Origin of the sequence: Bacillus norwichensis (assembly GCF_014836955.1) — a bacterium.
Classification (GTDB): domain Bacteria; phylum Bacillota; class Bacilli; order Bacillales; family Bacillaceae_C; genus Siminovitchia; species Siminovitchia norwichensis.
In genome coordinates this window covers 39863-57811 of sequence record NZ_JACSPV010000008.1, presented here as the reverse complement: position 1 = coordinate 57811, position 17949 = coordinate 39863, and the positions used below count along the sequence as shown (strand labels likewise).

Annotated in this window: 14 protein-coding genes; 2 read left to right on the top strand and 12 right to left on the bottom strand. The window is 37.5% G+C overall.

The features are described 5' to 3' along the window. Window positions 1-15: 15 nt before the first annotated feature. From H9631_RS06610 to glsA, 8 genes are all read right to left on the bottom strand, one after another. Entirely contained in the window at window positions 16-1581 is a 1566-nt protein-coding gene (locus tag H9631_RS06610) for a lipopolysaccharide biosynthesis protein (RefSeq protein ID WP_225220902.1), read from the bottom strand. A gap of 58 nt (window positions 1582-1639) precedes the next feature. Then, window positions 1640-2845 (bottom strand): O-antigen ligase family protein, encoded by a 1206-nt coding sequence (locus tag H9631_RS06605; RefSeq protein WP_191811160.1) that lies wholly within the window; start codon window positions 2843-2845, stop codon window positions 1640-1642. Between the two features lie 47 nt (window positions 2846-2892). Beyond that, complete coding sequence (locus tag H9631_RS06600) at window positions 2893-4044, bottom strand: glycosyltransferase family 4 protein (RefSeq protein ID WP_191811158.1); 1152 nt, start codon at window positions 4042-4044, stop codon at window positions 2893-2895. A gap of 4 nt (window positions 4045-4048) precedes the next feature. Beyond that, window positions 4049-4927: a UTP--glucose-1-phosphate uridylyltransferase GalU gene (gene galU / locus H9631_RS06595; protein WP_191811155.1), complete on the bottom strand. Its 879-nt coding sequence runs from the start codon at window positions 4925-4927 to the stop codon at window positions 4049-4051. A 12-nt stretch (window positions 4928-4939) separates the two neighbouring features. Beyond that, the gene (locus tag H9631_RS06590) at window positions 4940-6772 is read right to left on the bottom strand and encodes a polysaccharide biosynthesis protein (protein ID WP_191811153.1); all 1833 of its coding nucleotides are present in this window, start codon (window positions 6770-6772) and stop codon (window positions 4940-4942) included. A gap of 611 nt (window positions 6773-7383) precedes the next feature. Beyond that, entirely contained in the window at window positions 7384-7995 is a 612-nt protein-coding gene (locus H9631_RS06585) for a CpsD/CapB family tyrosine-protein kinase (protein WP_191811152.1), read from the bottom strand. Continuing rightward, the gene (locus tag H9631_RS06580; protein WP_191811150.1) at window positions 7982-8701 is read right to left on the bottom strand and encodes a YveK family protein; all 720 of its coding nucleotides are present in this window, start codon (window positions 8699-8701) and stop codon (window positions 7982-7984) included. The genes H9631_RS06585 and H9631_RS06580 overlap by 14 nt, the downstream gene beginning before the upstream one ends. Before the next feature lie 370 nt (window positions 8702-9071). Beyond that, window positions 9072-10001, bottom strand: coding sequence for a glutaminase A (gene glsA / locus H9631_RS06575; protein WP_191811148.1), 930 nt, complete (start codon window positions 9999-10001; stop codon window positions 9072-9074). A gap of 266 nt (window positions 10002-10267) precedes the next feature. Here glsA and H9631_RS06570 point away from each other — a divergent pair, with 266 nt between their 5' ends. Together H9631_RS06570 and H9631_RS06565 are read left to right on the top strand one after the other, a co-directional pair. Continuing rightward, window positions 10268-10543 (top strand): hypothetical protein, encoded by a 276-nt coding sequence (locus tag H9631_RS06570; protein WP_191811146.1) that lies wholly within the window; start codon window positions 10268-10270, stop codon window positions 10541-10543. A 130-nt stretch (window positions 10544-10673) separates the two neighbouring features. Beyond that, window positions 10674-11555 (top strand): DMT family transporter, encoded by an 882-nt coding sequence (locus tag H9631_RS06565; RefSeq protein WP_191811144.1) that lies wholly within the window; start codon window positions 10674-10676, stop codon window positions 11553-11555. A 146-nt stretch (window positions 11556-11701) separates the two neighbouring features. Here the strand turns inward: H9631_RS06565 and H9631_RS06560 are convergent, their stop codons facing one another. The 4 genes from H9631_RS06560 to H9631_RS06545 form a co-directional block, all read right to left on the bottom strand. Then, window positions 11702-12205 (bottom strand): PadR family transcriptional regulator, encoded by a 504-nt coding sequence (locus H9631_RS06560; protein ID WP_191811142.1) that lies wholly within the window; start codon window positions 12203-12205, stop codon window positions 11702-11704. A gap of 4 nt (window positions 12206-12209) precedes the next feature. Continuing rightward, the gene (locus H9631_RS06555; RefSeq protein ID WP_191811140.1) at window positions 12210-14672 is read right to left on the bottom strand and encodes an ABC transporter permease; all 2463 of its coding nucleotides are present in this window, start codon (window positions 14670-14672) and stop codon (window positions 12210-12212) included. Continuing rightward, window positions 14641-15360, bottom strand: a complete 720-nt coding sequence (locus H9631_RS06550) for an ABC transporter ATP-binding protein (RefSeq protein ID WP_191811138.1) — start codon at window positions 15358-15360, stop codon at window positions 14641-14643. Before H9631_RS06550 ends, H9631_RS06555 begins: the two co-directional genes overlap by 32 nt. A gap of 403 nt (window positions 15361-15763) precedes the next feature. Next, complete coding sequence (locus H9631_RS06545) at window positions 15764-17905, bottom strand: ATP-dependent helicase (protein ID WP_191811136.1); 2142 nt, start codon at window positions 17903-17905, stop codon at window positions 15764-15766. Between the last annotated feature and the right edge of the window lie 44 nt (window positions 17906-17949).

The window sequence follows — 17949 nt, the reverse complement described above, 5'->3', positions numbered from 1 at the left end:
AGTTCATTATCCACGCTATAGATTTTTAACTTCCGGGAACTTTTTCTTAAAAACCGCCTTTCCAATCACTTCAAAAATTAAACCCTTGAAATATAGGAATTCTTCAGACTTTCTAAACATAATGAAAAATATTAGATTAGTTACTACTATTGAAATTGTTATTTTAGTAACTAAAACAAGTACGTTTGTCTCCGGAAGCAACTCACAGAATCCATAACTGATCATTGCAGCCGTAACAGTAGTTAATAAATATTTAGCATAAGCAATGAAATATGCTTTTGAGCTAATCTGAAATCCATGCTTATAAAGTACATACGGCTCAACCCAAAAGCACGTTGTCACTATGCTAATAATGGTTCCAAGAAAAATGCCTCCTATTCCCATTATTTTCAACAACATAATAGACCCTATTAAATTGATCAAGGATTCTGCTACCGGTTTATAGCGGTCATACCAATATAATCCCAAAGCATCACGAAAAGTTAGGGAAGCTCTCCTCATTCCATCTAGAAAAAAATGAATGACAATCAGTAAAACGATCTCCATTGAAAAAATAAATTTTTCCCCCAACCAAAGTTCAATCAAAGGATTTATAGTACATAATATTCCGACAGAAGCAAAACCATATAACCAAAAATTCATAAAATAGATTTTCTTAAAAACTTCCGTGGTCCTTGCCTTGCTTTCTGTCACTCCGAAATTCCCAACGCTTGACTTAACAGCTTCAAAAAATTGCATGAGCACAATATTTAATGCCGTTAGAATTAATCGGTAATTGGAATATAGACCTACGGCAACAAGACCAACGAAACTTGAGATAAGAATATTATCTGTTGATAAAACAACGACATTCCCCATTCTATGCATGGCCATGGCTTTCACGTTCTTATAAATACCTTTAATAAATGCTTTGTTCAGTCGCGCAACTTTTTTACTCTTCAAAAAAGGATACAACTTATCAGCAGTCCGTGAAGCTAGGATATTCTCCACAATATTTAAGATTAACTGGCAAATGACAAACAATATGAAATTTTTCCAGGTAATAAGGACAATACACTGGACAATATTAAGTAAAATAAAACCGCCGTACCGATATGTTGCGTCAATATATTTTCTTTGATCAGCAATAATCAGCGATCTTTTATATGAATAGAAGTAAGTGACAGCAGAATTTAAAACAAACAATATAAAAATAAAATGTATATAAGGTATGGCAGGCATATCCTTAATTAAATAATGAATAAATGGCGCCACCGTAATCCCAAGAAGAATAATCAGCGTTCCGATAACTAGGTACGCCTTCTGATACAATTTTAGAAGTGACTTGATTAACTCTATATTATTTTCGGCTATAGGTTTATATAGACTAAAAACCAAAGCGGGACCGATTCCCAATTCCACCAAGGATAAAATTGTGATGATATTTGTGAATAAACCGTCCAGCCCTAAATACTCAACCGAGAGCGTTCTGACGAAGACGATTCTAGCAATAAAACTGACTGATATCCCTAGTATTTGGCCAACCATTAGATAGCTTAGGTTTTTCAGAGACGAATGGGTTCTTGCCTGATTATTCATCATAATGCTATACAGAAAGCAGGACCACATAAAGGTTCAGTCATGCATAGGTACATTATTCTCACCTTTTCCCTATTTTTTCTTCTTGTTCTTTCATACCTAAAAAATAGAATAAAACAAAGTAAAACCAAAGCACTGTTCTTCGCAAATCATTGATTCCAAGACCGTACATAAGCAATGTAAAAACTGCACATAATATAAAAACATTCACCTTTGTTATTCTGATCATTCTAAAAATCAATAACGCATATAGAATCCCTCCCAATAATCCCCCCTGTGACAACACCTGCAAAAAGGTATTATGAGCTTCAGTTCCTTGAAATATTTCATTACCAGAAAAAGAACCGGGTCCAAGACCAACGATAGGTGAATGAAGCCAAACTTTTAAAGAATTAATCCATAATATTATTCGGTGTTCCCCATTTGAACTTCCTTCGAAAAAGGATTCCACAATTCCAGCTATCGTATTAAAGCTAAAGAGCAAACCTATGAACATTAGACAAATAAAAAATGCGATAATGCTAGATGACCGATATTGTCTTCTCAATTTTCTCCAAACAAGTAAAGCAATAAGAAGTATGGATGTATTCACCCATGATGACTCTAATGTGTTCGATGAAGTGGATAACCCCATACTAATTAATAAAACTATACTCATGGCTGTAATTAATTTCACAATAATGCTGATCTCTTTTTGAATAATGTAGAGCGCGACAAATGGAAGAGGAGCTATAAAATAGGCAAATTGATGATAATCTGCAGCAAATGGTGAAAAAATCTCCGCATGGTCGTACGTTAAATAATGTCCAGAGATATTGTCTATCCCCATTAAATACAATAAATAGAGAAATCCGATTACTAATAATCCGCCCCAATAAACAATTTTCAGGAGCTTATAGAGATCCATCGAGGACTTCTTGTTAAACATTGCTTCGAAGGTCAAGCACAAGAACAAAATGACGATGTAAGAAGTATAGTCAAACAAAACAGGCTGTGGTGCTATATCGAGAACATTATTCACAACAAAACCAAGTGTAATGATATACAAATAACCAATCCAAAAGAATGTATATCTATGCTCTTGAACTCTAATTACATTTACTCTATTTCTAAAAAATTGACCTATACAGAGCAATAAAAGGATGATTTCTCCAATTCCAAATCGGCCAAATCTTAATGTTGTAAACCCAAAGAACAAAACCATTATGAGTATGACTATTTTTTCTAGGGAAAATGTAACTCGATGCTTTTTTAGTTTGTATTCCATGTCAACACCTTTTCAGATTCTCCTTTCTGCCGTTTCTCAAGCTCCCTCTACCGAACCTCCCACTTCCGATCTTTCTCTTCCCCCATCACCCTACGGTACACTTTCTTTTTTTCTTCCAATATTTTTTCAAGAGAATATTTTTCCAGGATAATCTCCCGCCCGTTTTTGCCCAATCGAGTGCTTAACAGCTTATCTTGAGCAAGGATCATTAACTTTTCGGATATTTCTTCGGCATTTCCCTTAGTTAGCCAACCACTTTTATCATTGAAAACCAATTCCCTGTGTCCTCTGTTATCGACAGCTACCACTGGTAATCCACATGCCATAGCTTCCATAATATTCACAGGCAGACCTTCCCTTAAGCTGGAGGCGACCGCTACATCGCTGATATTTAATAATGCCTGTATATCGTTTCGATATCCAAGAAAGTCAACCACCTCATCCACCCCCAGCTCTTTTGCTAAATCCACGCAATCATTGAACATTGGTCCTGTCCCGGCTAACAATAACCTTGCATTCGGCAACACATTTTTTATGAGAGCCAGTGATTCGATCAGTACTTTCTGATTCTTATTTTTGTTAAATTCCGCTGCATAAAAAACAATAAAAGTATCATTACAGTAATGATACTTTTCTCTTAATTTCGCTTTATAAAATTTGTTTATAGGTATATAAAAATCTGTATTCACTCCAACACCATGCACATGTTCAATCATTTTAGACTTGAATCGTTTTTTTACCGCCCTTATAAAATCCTCTTCATTGATGGTGATTAAGCAATCTGTATAACGGGCAAGTACCTTTTCAATCGGATAATATAAAATCCAATTAATCAATGGTGCACCCTTGAAGAAGTGAAATCCATGAGCTGTGTATACTACTTTTGTTCCGTACTTTCTGGTCTTGCGAGCAGCTAATCTGGATAGCACTCCCCCCATTGGTGTGTGACAGTGAATAATGCTGTACTGATTTTTCTCAATGATAGATTTCAAGCTTTTATAAGCATCTATGTTTTTCCAATTAAAAGGTGACCGCTCGATAGGTATAGAATATTTCTCATCAACATAAGGCAGCGAATTGTCGCCGGCCGCAGCTACATGAACATCCCATCCCTGCTGCTTGAACCACTGTAAATAAGGCAAATGAAAAGAACTAAAATGAGTATCGACTGTGGCAACGAATAATATTTTCCTATTCATGGCGTCACCTGATTAGATGCCTGTCAACAACTGAAGCTAAATATTCCATTAATTTACTATTTAGATCTTCTCTTTGCAAGGCGAGTTCAATGGTTGTTTGTATAAACCCCATTTTTTCGCCAACATCATAGCGCACTCCTTCAAATTCATAAGCATATACAGCTTCACATTGGTTCAATCTTGCCACAGCATCTGTTAATTGTATCTCATCACCGGAACCCGGCTCTTGTTCGGCTAGTATTCCAAAAATTTTGGGTGTTAGAATATATCTTCCCATAATGGCCAAGTTGGAAGGAGCTTCGTCTTTGTCCGGCTTCTCAATCAAGCCTTCAACATTGTATAGACGATCTCGAATGTGAAGGCTATCAACAATTCCGTACCTCGAGACCTCCTCCTTTCCCACAACCTGAACGCCTATGATGGATGCATTGTACCTTTCATATTGGTCTATCATCTGCTTCAGACAAGGCTTCTCCGAAATGATAATATCATCACCCAACAAGACAACAAACGGCTCATCTCCAATAAACTTCCGGGCACACCAAACTGCATGACCTAATCCCTTTGGTTCTTTTTGACGAATATAATGAATATCTGCTAATTTTGATGGTTTCTGAACTTGATCCAACAACTCAAACTTTCCTTTTTCTATCAGGTTCTGTTCAAGCTCAAAAGAATGGTCAAAATGATCTTCAATTGCTCGCTTCCCTTTTCCTGTAACGATAATAATATCCTCGATTCCCGAATTTATTGCTTCTTCGACGATATATTGAATTGCCGGTTTATCAACGATTGGCAGCATTTCCTTGGGCATTGCTTTGGTTGCCGGCAAAAATCTTGTGCCCAGCCCTGCAGCCGGTATGATTGCCTTTTTCACCTTCATATCTCCACTCCCTTAACCGGAAGCTGAAATCAGTTGCCCCGGTATCAAATTCACGTTATTATTTGCTAGATTAATAAGCGTCTGTCTTAATGTCTCTTTATCCAGAGTGTTATAAAACCTAATGATTTCTTCAATCTCTCCAAAATACAAATCTGAGGTCTCTCCTATATAAATATTTGGGTGTACTTGCTGATCCTTTATTTCCTTATCGTGTAATAATTCTTCGAAAAGCTTTTCACCCGGCCTAATTCCAGTAAATTCAATCCCAATCTCATCAATCGAAAAACCAGACAGTTGAATCAGCTTTTTGGCCAAATCCATAATTTTTACAGGTTCACCCATATCCAAGACAAAAATCTCTCCGCCCTTTGCCAACGCTCCTGCTTGGATTACCAATCTCGAGGCTTCCGGTATCGTCATAAAATATCGAACCATTTCTGGATGAGTAACAGTGACAGGACCGCCTTTTTCAATTTGTCGTTTAAAAATTGGCACTACGCTGCCACGGCTGCCGAGGACGTTACCAAATCTGACCGCTACAAACTTCGTCTTGCTTTTTTTATCCATATGTTGAACAATCATTTCAGCAAGCCGTTTCGTTGCCCCCATCACACTTGTAGGGTTAACGGCTTTGTCCGTTGAAATCATTACAAAGACCCCTACATTGTGCCTACTGGCTGCTTCCGCAATATTCATCGTGCCGATCACATTGTTCTTGACGGTTTCTGCCGGATTTCGTTCCATTAACGGCACATGTTTATGAGCCGCAGCATGATAAACAACATCAGGACAATATGTCCCCATTATGGATAACATTCGTTTGGCATCCTTGAGATCCGCTATTTCAGTTAAAAATTCTATCGGCACTTGGCCGAACTTTTCTTTTAATTCCCATTCAATGGAATGAATACTGTTTTCCCCATGTCCGAGCAAAATTAATTTACTTGGGTTAAAGTGACAGATCTGGTGGCAAATCTCTGATCCAATAGATCCGCCGGCCCCTGTCACTAATATGGTTTTATTTGTCACACACCCAGATATACTTTCTATATCCAAATGGACAGGTTCTCTTCCCAGCAGATCTTCAACCCGCACATCACGGAATTGTTTTACTGAAACTTTTCCAGTCACCAGATCCTCCAGCATTGGTAAAATTTGCGTTTTAACTTTCGTTTCCGCACATTCCTGAAATACCCTGTTCAATTTCTTTTTAGATAGCGAAGGGATAGCAATAATAATGTTTTCGATTGCCAATTCTGAAGCAACCTTCTTAATATGGCTTATATCTCCAAAAACTGGAAGTCCTAAAATATCCAAGTAGTGTTTTTTAGGATCATCATCCATAAATCCAACTGGTTGCAAGTCTGCATCGTTTTCTTTTAATAATTGCCTTGCCACCATAGTGCCAGCCGAACCTGCCCCAATGATCAGTGTCCTTTTTTTATTATTTGTATTACCTGCATATTTCTCTCTGAATACACGCCAACAGAATCTCGAACCCCCTATTAACAGTAATTGAAGCAGCCCTGTCACTATCAGAAGTCTGAATAGAACCGTGTTGAAGATCATTTGCTGTATCAAGCCAGTAGCGATTATTGATAAAGTAATGACTTTAAATAGGATGATAGATTCTCCAACACTCGCATATTCCCAAGCTTTTTTATATGATCTGAAGATAAATGAAAACAAATGATGACTAGTGATCATGGAAATACAGCTGACTATAAAAGAGGTCGTAATATCGATCGTACTCCCATTCACCAAAAAACTGCCAAGTAGTAAGGCAAAAAGCACAATACAGGAATCTGCAATGATAAATAGTGATACTCTTTTTCGATAAGTCATAAGACTCCCCTCTTCTATTTGATAAAATATAAAGACCTTAATTATGGGGGTAATGATTGAATAAACGGAATTAAACCCCATAATTAAAATCTCTATAAAATACAGTTACCCAATTCAACATGTGTCTGTGTTTCTCATTACGTCGCCCCGTCTCGACCTTTTTGCTTCTATATGAACACAAATTTAAAAGTGGGCATCTAACCCGGCCTCACACCACACTTTTGACGACTGGCGTCTAAGGTTTATACAACCCACAGCATGATCGAGTGCCTCCATTGATAGCGGAAAGGAGACATTTCCGAATAGAAAGAACGTTTTTGTTCTTAATAACGAATTTACAATTCAAAAAAATATACTATATAAGTTGAATGAAAGAATTGCGGTTATTCCTAATCAAATTTCGGATAGGATTTTTGTATTTTGGACAGTATACTTGGACTTCGGATAGTATTTCCATACTCTGGACAGTATTCTCCACACTTCGGACAATATTTTCATATTCCAGACAGTATTCTTCGTCCTTTGGACAGTATTTTCATATTCTATATAGTTTGAACGAAAATCTTTGATTACGGAACTGAATCTAAGCATATGCAACAGTTTTATAATTTTTAATTTAAGACCGCACCCAAAACATTTGCTTGGGCATATTGAAGAATCCTTTTTGATTCCAGTGCATTCTCCATGCTTGTTTCATTTTGCTTGAACACCAACACAACACCATCGGAGATATTTGCCAATATTCTCGTGTCGTTTATTTCAAGAAGAGGTGACGAATCAATAATGACCATGCTATATTCTGATTTTACTTTATTGAAAAATTTCTCTGCTTCCTGAGTGGATAGACTTAAAGGTACGGTGCCGCTAGTAAGGATATGTATCCCTTGAACTTTTGTAATAGCCCTTTCAAAAGTGATTTTTTCGTCAAGTACATCCGTAAATCCAAAAATGTTTAATATATTGAAAATTTCGTGCTGTTCCGGGAAACGGAAATTCGCATCAATTAACAGGACTTTATTTCCTTGTTGTGCCAGTGAAAGTGCAATATTGGCCGCTGTAGCGGATTTCCCCTCCTCTTTTCCAGGTGAAGTAACAAGAATAATATTATTTCTATTAGTTCCTGTTATGAACTGGATATTGGTCCCGATTGTACGATATTGTTCAGTGATAAGCTCTTCTTCTTTTATGCGACTTTTCCTGGACCTTTGTTTACCTGATCTCAATTGTCTCACCCCTGAAATGCAATTCTCTTTTCTGTCTTCTTCTCTTCTTCGTTCCTCTTTTCTTCCTTTGAGATACACTGCCCAACACCTGAATTCCCAATATCTTTTCAATATCAGCCTCTGACTTAATAGAGTTGTCAAAATAATCCAGAAGGAAAATTAAGGCCAAGCCTGAAACGATTCCTAAAATAAGCGATGCCAGCATTATCTTCACTTGGTTATTTTGCATCGGTTTTGATTGAGCTTTAGCCTCTGAAAGGATACTCACTCCATTAATATCAAGGATATCTGGCACTCTCTCTTTAAATGCTTTTACTGTTGTATTTGCTATATCGGCAGCTAGGATGGGATCCTTTTCAACAACACTTATCTTCACCACTTGTGTGTCCTCTATGCTTTCAACCTTGACTTGTTTTGCTAGATCTTCCGAAGTTTTTTCCAGACGCAATTCCCTAATAACCGATTCCAAAACAGTAATATCTTTTATGACTACCTGGAGTGTATTTCTATATTCAGCTTCAGCATCAATAATAATATTTGTTGATGCCTGATACTTTGGAGTTTTGTTTTTGTATTCGATTAACAGCCAACCCATTGCAGTAAATAAAGTCATGATTAGAAAAAGTAACCATAAACGTTTAAAAATTAATTTATACAAGTTCCTAAGATCAAACTCTTTTACCTCACTGGTTTCAAATTGAGTCATATGAACCACCTTAATCATTATTTTGTTTCTAATTAAGAACGAAACAGTTTTAAATTTCCAAAACCAATTGTTGTTATTACCATTTTAAGTTCATTATAGAGAACAAGTCAACTATAATTTTATTTTTTTCTAATAAATATTTTTAGAAAGACGGTGATCAGCAAGTGACACCGTTTTCCAAAAAAACATATTGGTTATCAAATATGCCTTGGTGTATTTGCCCTCAAATTTTATCGAGCTCGAAAAACTTCCTCTGAAAATATGCGGCATCGGCCGGAGGCTTTAACTTTATTCAGTTAGAGTTTAACCCCAGTACCATCTGCTTTCACTCTCACCACATACAGAATTCGGAGACTTCTGCTAAATGAAGTTAAAACATACTCAGTTGATAGGTCTCAGACAAAAGCTCCAATAATTTTATTCCAGCGATGCTGTTCCCTTTTTGGTCTAGAGCCGGTCCAAAGATTCCAATTCCGAACTTTTGAGGAACAGCACCCATGATCCCGCCAGAAACTCCGCTTTTTGCCGGGATGCCAATTTTAATGGCAAATTCACCTGATGCATTATACATACCGCATGTGACCATAAATGTTTTACAAATACGGGCGATATTTTCAGGAATGATTTGTTTGCCGCTATCAGGGTCGAGACCATTCATCGCAAAAATCATTCCCATTCTAGCTAATTCCATGCAGTTCATTTCGATCGCACACTGTCTCGTATATAAATCCATCAAAGTTTCAACGTCTTCCTCAATGATTTTATGATGCTTTAAGAAATAGCATAGAGCTCTATTTAATTGAGAAGTCTCAAACTCTGATTGAGCCACCTCTTCATTCATTCCAACTAAAGAATTGTTTGTCAGCTCTCTAATGAATGAAAGTAAGCGATTGGTACGTTCTTCAATATGATTTCCCTGAATCATTTGCGTTACTACTAACGCCCCCGCATTAATCATCGGATTAAGCGGTTTGGCAGGTACCATCGTTTCCAATTTGGCGATGGAATTGAACGGATCACCCGTCGGCTCCATTCCAACTTTCGCAAATACTTCCTCTGTTCCTCTATCCATTAGCACAAGAGCCAGACTGATCACCTTCGAAATACTTTGAAGAGTGAATTTCCTTTCGATATCACCCGCGGAAATACATTTTCCATCGGGGGATTGAATGGCAATCGCTAAATCTTTTGGATTGGCTTTTCCTAATGCCGGGATATAATCAGCCACTTTTCCTTGCTCTATGCTTTTCCTAGCTTCTTTCACAAGCTCTTTCAATTCTTTCTTTGTACGGCATGCCATTATTCATCACCATTTCGTAGTATATGCGGGCATTTGGCAATTATAAGTCAAAAATCTAGTATAATGGGGATACGAGTACATCAAATGCGCTTTGGCGTATTTGCGCCCAGATTTTATCGAGCCCCGCTCGATAAATTTCCTCTGAAAATCTGTGACATCCGCCGGGGGCAGTAACTTTATTCAGCCGGCTTTTGAACTGGAATAAATACCTATATGCTTTCAGAAGTCGGAGACTTCTGCCGAATAAGGTTAAAAGGGGTGACGCTGTGTCTGCTCTGGTAGATCTACGAATACTTATCTTAATAGTTCTGACAATCCTTTTCTCTCTCACCCTCATCTTTGATAAAAAACGAATGGCCTTATCCATTTCTGTCTTCCTTCTTTTACTCGGGCTTTGGATGTTTGTAGCTGGCTTTGCCATCGTAATGGGATGGGAAGGTATGGGTATAACCATTACAGGCCTCATCTACTTTGCGACAGGACTGATTTTCATATTGCTTTTTAGCTTGAAAATGTACCTCAACTCAATAAAAATTGGTTGAAAGGCTTTTTTTTATTTTGTATTTATAATACGATATGAGGTAGGTCTTTATTTTTAAAGACAGCTTCTATCCACTGTTGGACGGAAGCTGTGTTTTATTTTTTTGAACATTTGGTTTTCGGAGGAAATTTATGCGTAAATATATTGGAGAAATTGCTCTTATTTTTACAGCCTTCATTTGGGGAAGCGGCTTTGTGGTCACATCGATTTCATTGGATTACTATTCGGCTTATCAGAATATGGCGATCAGATTTTTGATTGGCGGCGTCATATTAGGGCTGGTTTTTTATAAAAAAATGAAGGGTGTCAAAAAAGAAACGATCTTTAAAGGAGCTCTTCTGGGCAGTATTTTATATGTAGCCTTCGCCTTGCAAACAGTGGGCCTGGAGTTCACTACGCCTTCTAAAAATGCTTTTTTGACTGCAGTCAATGTGGTGATTGTTCCCTTGCTTGGCTGGGCTATTTATAAGAAACGGCTGGATAAATTCGAAGTCACGGGAGCCGTATTGGCCATGTTGGGGATCGCATTTTTGTCGCTAAGAGTCTCAGCAGAACTGAATATAGGGGACATTCTCTCTTTCCTCTGCGCGATTGTGTTTGCATTTCATATCATTTATACAGCAAAATTTGTAAAAAACGAGAACCCGATTCAATTAACAATTGTTCAACTTCTTACCGCTGCTGTTTTGGGGTTTATTATCCTGCTAGTCAGAGGAGAGGCGGCTGTACCAGTAGTGAACGGAGCTGTTTTCTCATTGGTTTATCTTGGAATCTTTGGTACAGCTACTGCCTTTTTATTGCAAACGATGGCGCAAAAATTCATTTCGGAAACAAAAGCGGCTATCATCCTCTCAACGGAATCATTTTGGGGAATGGTTTTATCCATTGCAGTGTTGGGAGAAGTCATCACATTCAAAATGGCCGTTGGAGCAGCTTTAATCCTGCTAGCTATCTTCATATCGGAAACGAAGCCTAAACTTTTCAAAGCTATGCCGTTGCGTGAAAAAGTGTGATATGTAGTCTTAGGAAACAAACATAAGTCGAATTTCAAAGTTAAAAAAGAAAATGCCACCTTCTTAGAAAAAAGATTGTGGCATTTTTTAAATAATGAATGACAGGCTACGGTAGAGCTTTTTAGAATTGAGGATCCTCTGCTACTTTAACTGTTTCGCTTTTCAACCTGATTTATCCAGTTTAAATCTGCTTCTAAATGCAGTAATATCCCCGCAATTAATAAATATTTATTTTCGTCACCCTTCAATAATAATTCCGTCTTTAATTTAGTTAATTCCATCACTTCATTAATAATCATCGTTTTTTGCTGTTCAAGCATTTGCTTTTCCTGGTCAAAACAAATTTTACGGGCACAACTCCATTTAAAAAAGAAATCCTCTTTTGTTGTATAATTGGGCACAGGTTCCAGTAACCATTTTTCTAATTCTTTTTTCCCTTTGGGTTTTAACTCAAACAATTTTCTTTCTTGATCATCTAATCCTGGTGATGAGACAAGTTGATCACGTACTAAGCGGTCTAGAGTGGTATAAATCTGACCTGGATTAATTTTCCCTTTAATTCCAAGCAAAGAATCCAATTCTAATTTCAATTCGTATCCATGATGTTTTTGACGGAATAATAACGTTAAGATACCATATTTTACTGACAACTTATCAACCTTCTTTGAGCGATGATTGAATATCTATTCTACTCGCACTTTTACTGGAAATCCAGGCTGCACAGAGACTTAGCAAAACACCTGCAATTATTGCTGATATCATATTACTGGAAGGTAATTGAAACGACATAAACCCTTCCATCAACTGAGATTTACTTGTTGCATATATGAAAATGATACCTGTTACAATGCCTCCTATTACTCCTGAAAAGCCAATGAGTATCCCCTCTGCTAATATCATATTTGTAACTTGTTGTTTCGTAAAACCAAGTGCTCGCATTGTTCCAATTTCGGATATGCGTTCTAAAGTATTCATCAAGAGCGTATTGGCTGTACCAATACTAGCTAATCCAATAATCATAAACAATAAAATTAGAATAAGTTTATTCATCCCTGAAATGGCCGATGTAGTGGATTCAATTTCGTCTTCAACCGTTTGAACCTTTGAAATATGTTCCCCAAAATCAGACCATAACTGGTCACGGATTGAATCATCCGCTTTATTGTTTACTGTCAAAAGCAAATCAAAGCTATTTTTCCATCCAAAATCGTCAGTCAAGTAGATACTGTCCATAAATGCGACATAACCAGAATAATGTGATGTCTTAACAACGTCAATAACTTCAAATCGTTGTTTACCATTTGGAGTATTCATTAGAATACTTTGTCCAACATTTCCACCCCATTCTTCAAATGCGCGTTCACCAAGCAACACAGAAGGCTTCTGTTTTAACTTTTTGTATACATCATTTTCGCGATGTTCTGCAAATAATGAGGGGCCATTTTCGCTTACAGAAATAACGGAAAATTGTCTACTTATTCCATTACTTGTTTCCCAAGTAATCGGAGTTGCTTCGGTTAACATTTCAACACTTGTAACATCATGATAAGAAGATATTTTTGCTATGTCTTCTGAAGACCATGGTACCTCAGAAGTAACTCTCAAATCCCCCCCATATGTATTTCTAATCTCTTTTTCATACCCTTTAGGAGCTGATTCTACCGCCGCCCCCAGTAACAATATAACCGATATTCCAACAGCTAGAATAGCAGCTGTATTAGCATTACGGTTTAATTGCTGCAAGAGATTTTTTGTAGCCATAGTGCCGGGGTAATTAAACAGTGATTTAAAAATAGGCTTTATCATTTTACTTAAACCCAATAATAGTAGAGGGAATAATAAAATAACCCCTATTAATATAGCTACATATGAAACTGGATGATCTATAAACACAAAGCATAAAAGTATCGTACCAACAATGGCTCTAAGAAGATACCAGCTGGATGATGTGGCCGTTTTATTCGGCATTTTTAATGACAATAAAATGGATGTTTTACCTGCACTATAAATAGGAAATAATGAAAAGACTACAGGGAATAACAAACCTATGATGATCGCCATCATCGTTGGAAGCTTCCAATTTAACTTGTAGACCATATCAAATTCAAATACACTTAACAGAGCTTTCATAAACAGGTCTCCAAGCCATATACCAATCGGTACTCCAACAGCTGTACCAATCAAAGCTAAAAGCATCATTTCAATCAATACCAGCTTAGAAACAGAACTTTTTGTATAACCCAAGCTTTTCATTATTGCAAATTCTTTTTTTCTTTCTATAACACTTGTATAAATCATATTAAAAACAATAAATCCACTAATAAACATTGACAACCCAGCTATTAAGTAGAAAAAGGTATAAAGGCCACCTATATCGTTGCTTTGGAGATCATCTGCTACAACAGGCTCTATGTATACACTAGACCCACTAAACTTCTGTTGAAAAGAGTCAAAGAGCTTCGTGCCGTCACCTTCGACTTGAAAACGCATATAGGAAATCTCATCATTCTTCCCTGTCCAATCTCTTAACATATCTAGCGGGGCCATAATGCGAAAACTTGTTGATTCAGCACGTTCCCAATTACTAGGACTTGCAAGTAATTGCGTGTACTCAACAATGGCCGATACCTTTGCTTCTCCCATATCGGTAAACCCAATCCAGTCTCCAACCCCGACCTCTAATAAATCGGCAACAGCCTTTGGTATAACTACTCCCTCATTATCTAAGCTACCTTCAATAACCAGCAGTTCCAGCAAGGGGCTGTTTTGATCATTTACTCCTGTAATTCGTACAGATCTTTCATTTAAAGAATGATCACCTTCAAGCTCAAAGAAAGCTTGTTTATCAAGGGCAAGCAGTGTATGAGTGACAGCGGGATCCTTTTGAATAGATGAGACCATCTTTTCTGGATAGGTATGTTCATCACTTAAAACCCAATAATCTGCATTAGCGACATACATTTGCTCATAGTATTCAAAAACGTCATTGGTTGTTTTGTCAGCAATCAACATAGATGTTAAAAAGGACGTCCCTAGTATTATCGCAAGTAATGTAAAGAAAAACCTTTTTTTGTTTTGTGTTACATTACGCCATGAAATTCGCCAAATATTTAGCATAGTCACTATCCTTCCTAGATATAACTTGATCGATAATCCCATCTCTAAAAAGTATGATACGATCTGCAAAACCAGCTGCGAAAATATCATGTGTAACCATCACAATGGTTTGTTTGTGATTACGATGGAACATTGACAGTAGACCAAGGATTTCTTCTGCCCTTGCCCTGTCTAAATTCCCTGTAGGTTCATCAGCTAATAAAACAGTCGGATTATTCACAAGTGCTCGAGCTATAGCCACACGTTGCTGCTGACCTCCACTAAGCAGATTGGCTCGCTTACAATTTAAACCCGTTAATCCTACAGAATCGATCAATTCATGGATCCATCTACTTTTTTCATTTGTCAATTTTCCATCTGCATGAAGAGGGAAGGCAATATTTTCTTCAACAGTTAAATTAGGCAGTAATTGATAATTTTGAAAAACAAAACCAAGTTTTTTTCTCCGGAATATTGTTCTTTCCTTTTCCTTCATTTGGTTTATTGAATGATGTTCTATTTGTATTTCCCCATCGGTGGGTACATCAAGCCCTCCTAGCAATTGAAGTAAAGTGCTTTTACCAGAGCCGCTTGGGCCCATTATAGCCACGAATTCTCCTTCTTCAATATGCAAATCAACACCTTTCAATACTTGTGTTTTCTCTTGCCCTTGTATAAATTCCTTTTTGAGCTGGCTAACTTTAATCATCTCGTTCCCTCCCGTTCAATCTCACTACACAGTATATACTAAGTATATATAATAAAAAAGAATTTTTATTTATAAATCTTATTTTTGTATTGAAATCACAAATAAACCCTATAAATGTATACATACTTAGTAAATAAAATTAACTCCCATTAAATGTATCAAAAAGCTTATTGAGAAGCCGAAATACATATCAATTACTAAATAAGAGGAACAGAAAAGGTCTCTCAGCAATTCAGTGAATTGCTGAGAGACCTTCTTCATAAGGGTTTTTTACTGATGAATGTTGCTCTAACCCTTGACATATTTAAATTTCCCCTTACATCATGCCGCCCATATGGAGCAACCCCGCCCAACAGGCACTTTTCCTTCTCATATCCCCCGAGTAAGGCTCACACTCCCTTTCTCAAACAGGCTCCAGCAAACCACGTTCCAAACACATTTTAATAGAAAGAGATTTTTCCTGCTTAGAGAACTGAATCCGAATCGTTTCTTCGCTGAGTGATTTGATACTGCCCTCTCCAAATACTCTATGCTTTACGGGCATTCCTTTTTGGAGGTTGGCCATATCAAAAATAGCATTTGGATTAGCCTCAACTGGCTTTGTTTTTTCTTTTAGTTCCCGTCCTTGAATGACGATTTCCTTCGATGGGTTCATGATGTTCCAGACGTCGCTGACAAATTGGGATTCCATTGTTTTCGCCCCATCTCTTTGTTGATATGAAATCAATTCCAAGTGCCTTTTTGCTCGGGTCATACCGACATAAAACAAGCGCACAGCCTCTTCTATGTCTCCCTTTTTGTCCTCGGATGATGGGATGACACCGTCAACTAAGTCAATCATGTACACTTTATCAAACTCCAATCCCTTCGCACTGTGAAAAGTGGAGAAGGTCACTGCATTTTCATCCTTCTTGAATTTGGATGTTTTTAGTTTTTCTTCTAAATGTTTTAATCGCGCGGCAAACTCTTCCATTGTTTCGAGGTCCTGAGCGATTTCTTCCAAAGTATTTAAAATCCCCAGGAGATATTCTTTTCGGAATCCCAAGCGCTCACACATGTTCTCCAATGCCTTCTCGTATCCCAGCCGATCCCTAATAACATGGATCGCATGAAGCGGTGGCATTTCTTTCATTTGACGAAAGGTATCTTTGTTATCCTTCAGCTTTTCCACCTGATAATCTTTCAATGGAACGTGGTTGAGAAGATTATCAAAAACAGATTCATTATTTTTGATCTGCTTTAGAGCCATCATCTGTTTTTTTGTAATATAACCATTAAGTTTTGTGTGGATTTTCTCTAAAATATCCGGTCTTTTATCCGTAAAAGTCATCCGCATAAAATTTAGGATATCGCCAACGACCCAATGAGAGAAAAAGCGATTGTCAGCATCTTTCATGAAAAAAGGGATGCCCGCCCGGTCAAATTCATTCATCAATGCGATGGAAGAAGCATTGTTCCGATACAATACCGCAATATCCGACAAACTTTCTTCATCCCTGATTTCTTTCACCAAATATTTTACCTGCAACTTGTAATCTGAAAATTTTTTAAATACAATAGGCTTTGACGAGAGATTTTTCGTGAACATATTTTTGGCATACCGTTTTTTGTTTTGCTTGATAAAATTGTTTGCAGTTTCTACGATCTCCTTAGAAGAACGGTAATTCTGCTCCATAAACAAAACTTCTGCACTCGGATAAGCCTTCTTGAAATCCAGCAAATAAGACGGCTCTGCCCCCCTCCAGCTGTAAATGGATTGATCATCGTCAGCCACCACACAAAGATTGCCATGTTCCCTTGTCAGTTTTTCAACGATTTTATGCTGTACCAATGATGTATCTTGGCTCTCATCCGTCAATATGTAATCGTATCGGCTTTGATATTTCATCAGAAGCTCTTTCTCATTCTCAAAAATATCATTTGCCATTGTCAGCATGTCGTCAAAATCCAGCAACAACTTGTGATGACCTGTCTGCTTGAATTTTTCGTACCTCTGTAAAATCTTTACTGCCTTTGGAACAGTGCATTTAACCGACGGCCACTCATCCTGAGCAATCATTTTATTTTTTATAAAACTGATATAGGTCATAAGCTCTTCCAGTTGATCGTCTGTCATTGTCTCACTAACAACAGATTCAAACAGCTTGCGCAAAATCAACTTCTTATGCAGTCCATTTTCCGTATTCCCCTCAATAATCTGGTAATCGACCCGTTCCTTGTATAATTGCTCCCGTACAGTTTCAAAGGCAAGACTATGAATCGTAGAAAAATCTACCGGAGGAAGTTCTGGAAAAAATTGTTTAAAACGCTCTTTCATATCAGTGGCCGAAGCCCTACTAAAGGTTACCGCTTTTATCCGGGCAGGAGGAACCTTCTTCTGCTGAATAAGGTATCCAATTCGCATAATAATGGTCGTTGTTTTTCCCGAACCTGGCGAAGCAAGCAGAAGAAGCGGCCCTTCGGTCTGAAGCACTGCCTTTCTTTGAACCTCATTTAAGATGACAGCCGTCCCCTTCTGCATTTGGTCAAAAAAGTCTTGAGACATTGCAAAAAACCCCTTCACTTACTATTCATTCCATTATACCTGCT

What these genes read in the sequence shown, in the direction of transcription:
- H9631_RS06610 (WP_225220902.1), bottom strand. Translation starts at nt 1,581, where the DNA reads ATGATGAATAATCAGGCAAGAACCCATTCGTCTCTGAAAAACCTAAGC.
- H9631_RS06605 (WP_191811160.1), bottom strand. Translation starts at nt 2,845, where the DNA reads ATGGAATACAAACTAAAAAAGCATCGAGTTACATTTTCCCTAGAAAAA.
- H9631_RS06600 (WP_191811158.1), bottom strand. Translation starts at nt 4,044, where the DNA reads ATGAATAGGAAAATATTATTCGTTGCCACAGTCGATACTCATTTTAGT.
- galU (WP_191811155.1), bottom strand. Translation starts at nt 4,927, where the DNA reads ATGAAGGTGAAAAAGGCAATCATACCGGCTGCAGGGCTGGGCACAAGA.
- H9631_RS06590 (WP_191811153.1), bottom strand. Translation starts at nt 6,772, where the DNA reads ATGACTTATCGAAAAAGAGTATCACTATTTATCATTGCAGATTCCTGT.
- H9631_RS06580 (WP_191811150.1), bottom strand. Translation starts at nt 8,701, where the DNA reads ATGACTCAATTTGAAACCAGTGAGGTAAAAGAGTTTGATCTTAGGAAC.
- glsA (WP_191811148.1), bottom strand. Translation starts at nt 10,001, where the DNA reads ATGGCATGCCGTACAAAGAAAGAATTGAAAGAGCTTGTGAAAGAAGCT.
- H9631_RS06565 (WP_191811144.1), top strand. Translation starts at nt 10,674, where the DNA reads ATGCGTAAATATATTGGAGAAATTGCTCTTATTTTTACAGCCTTCATT.
- H9631_RS06555 (WP_191811140.1), bottom strand. Translation starts at nt 14,672, where the DNA reads ATGCTAAATATTTGGCGAATTTCATGGCGTAATGTAACACAAAACAAA.
- H9631_RS06550 (WP_191811138.1), bottom strand. Translation starts at nt 15,360, where the DNA reads ATGATTAAAGTTAGCCAGCTCAAAAAGGAATTTATACAAGGGCAAGAG.
- H9631_RS06545 (WP_191811136.1), bottom strand. Translation starts at nt 17,905, where the DNA reads ATGTCTCAAGACTTTTTTGACCAAATGCAGAAGGGGACGGCTGTCATC.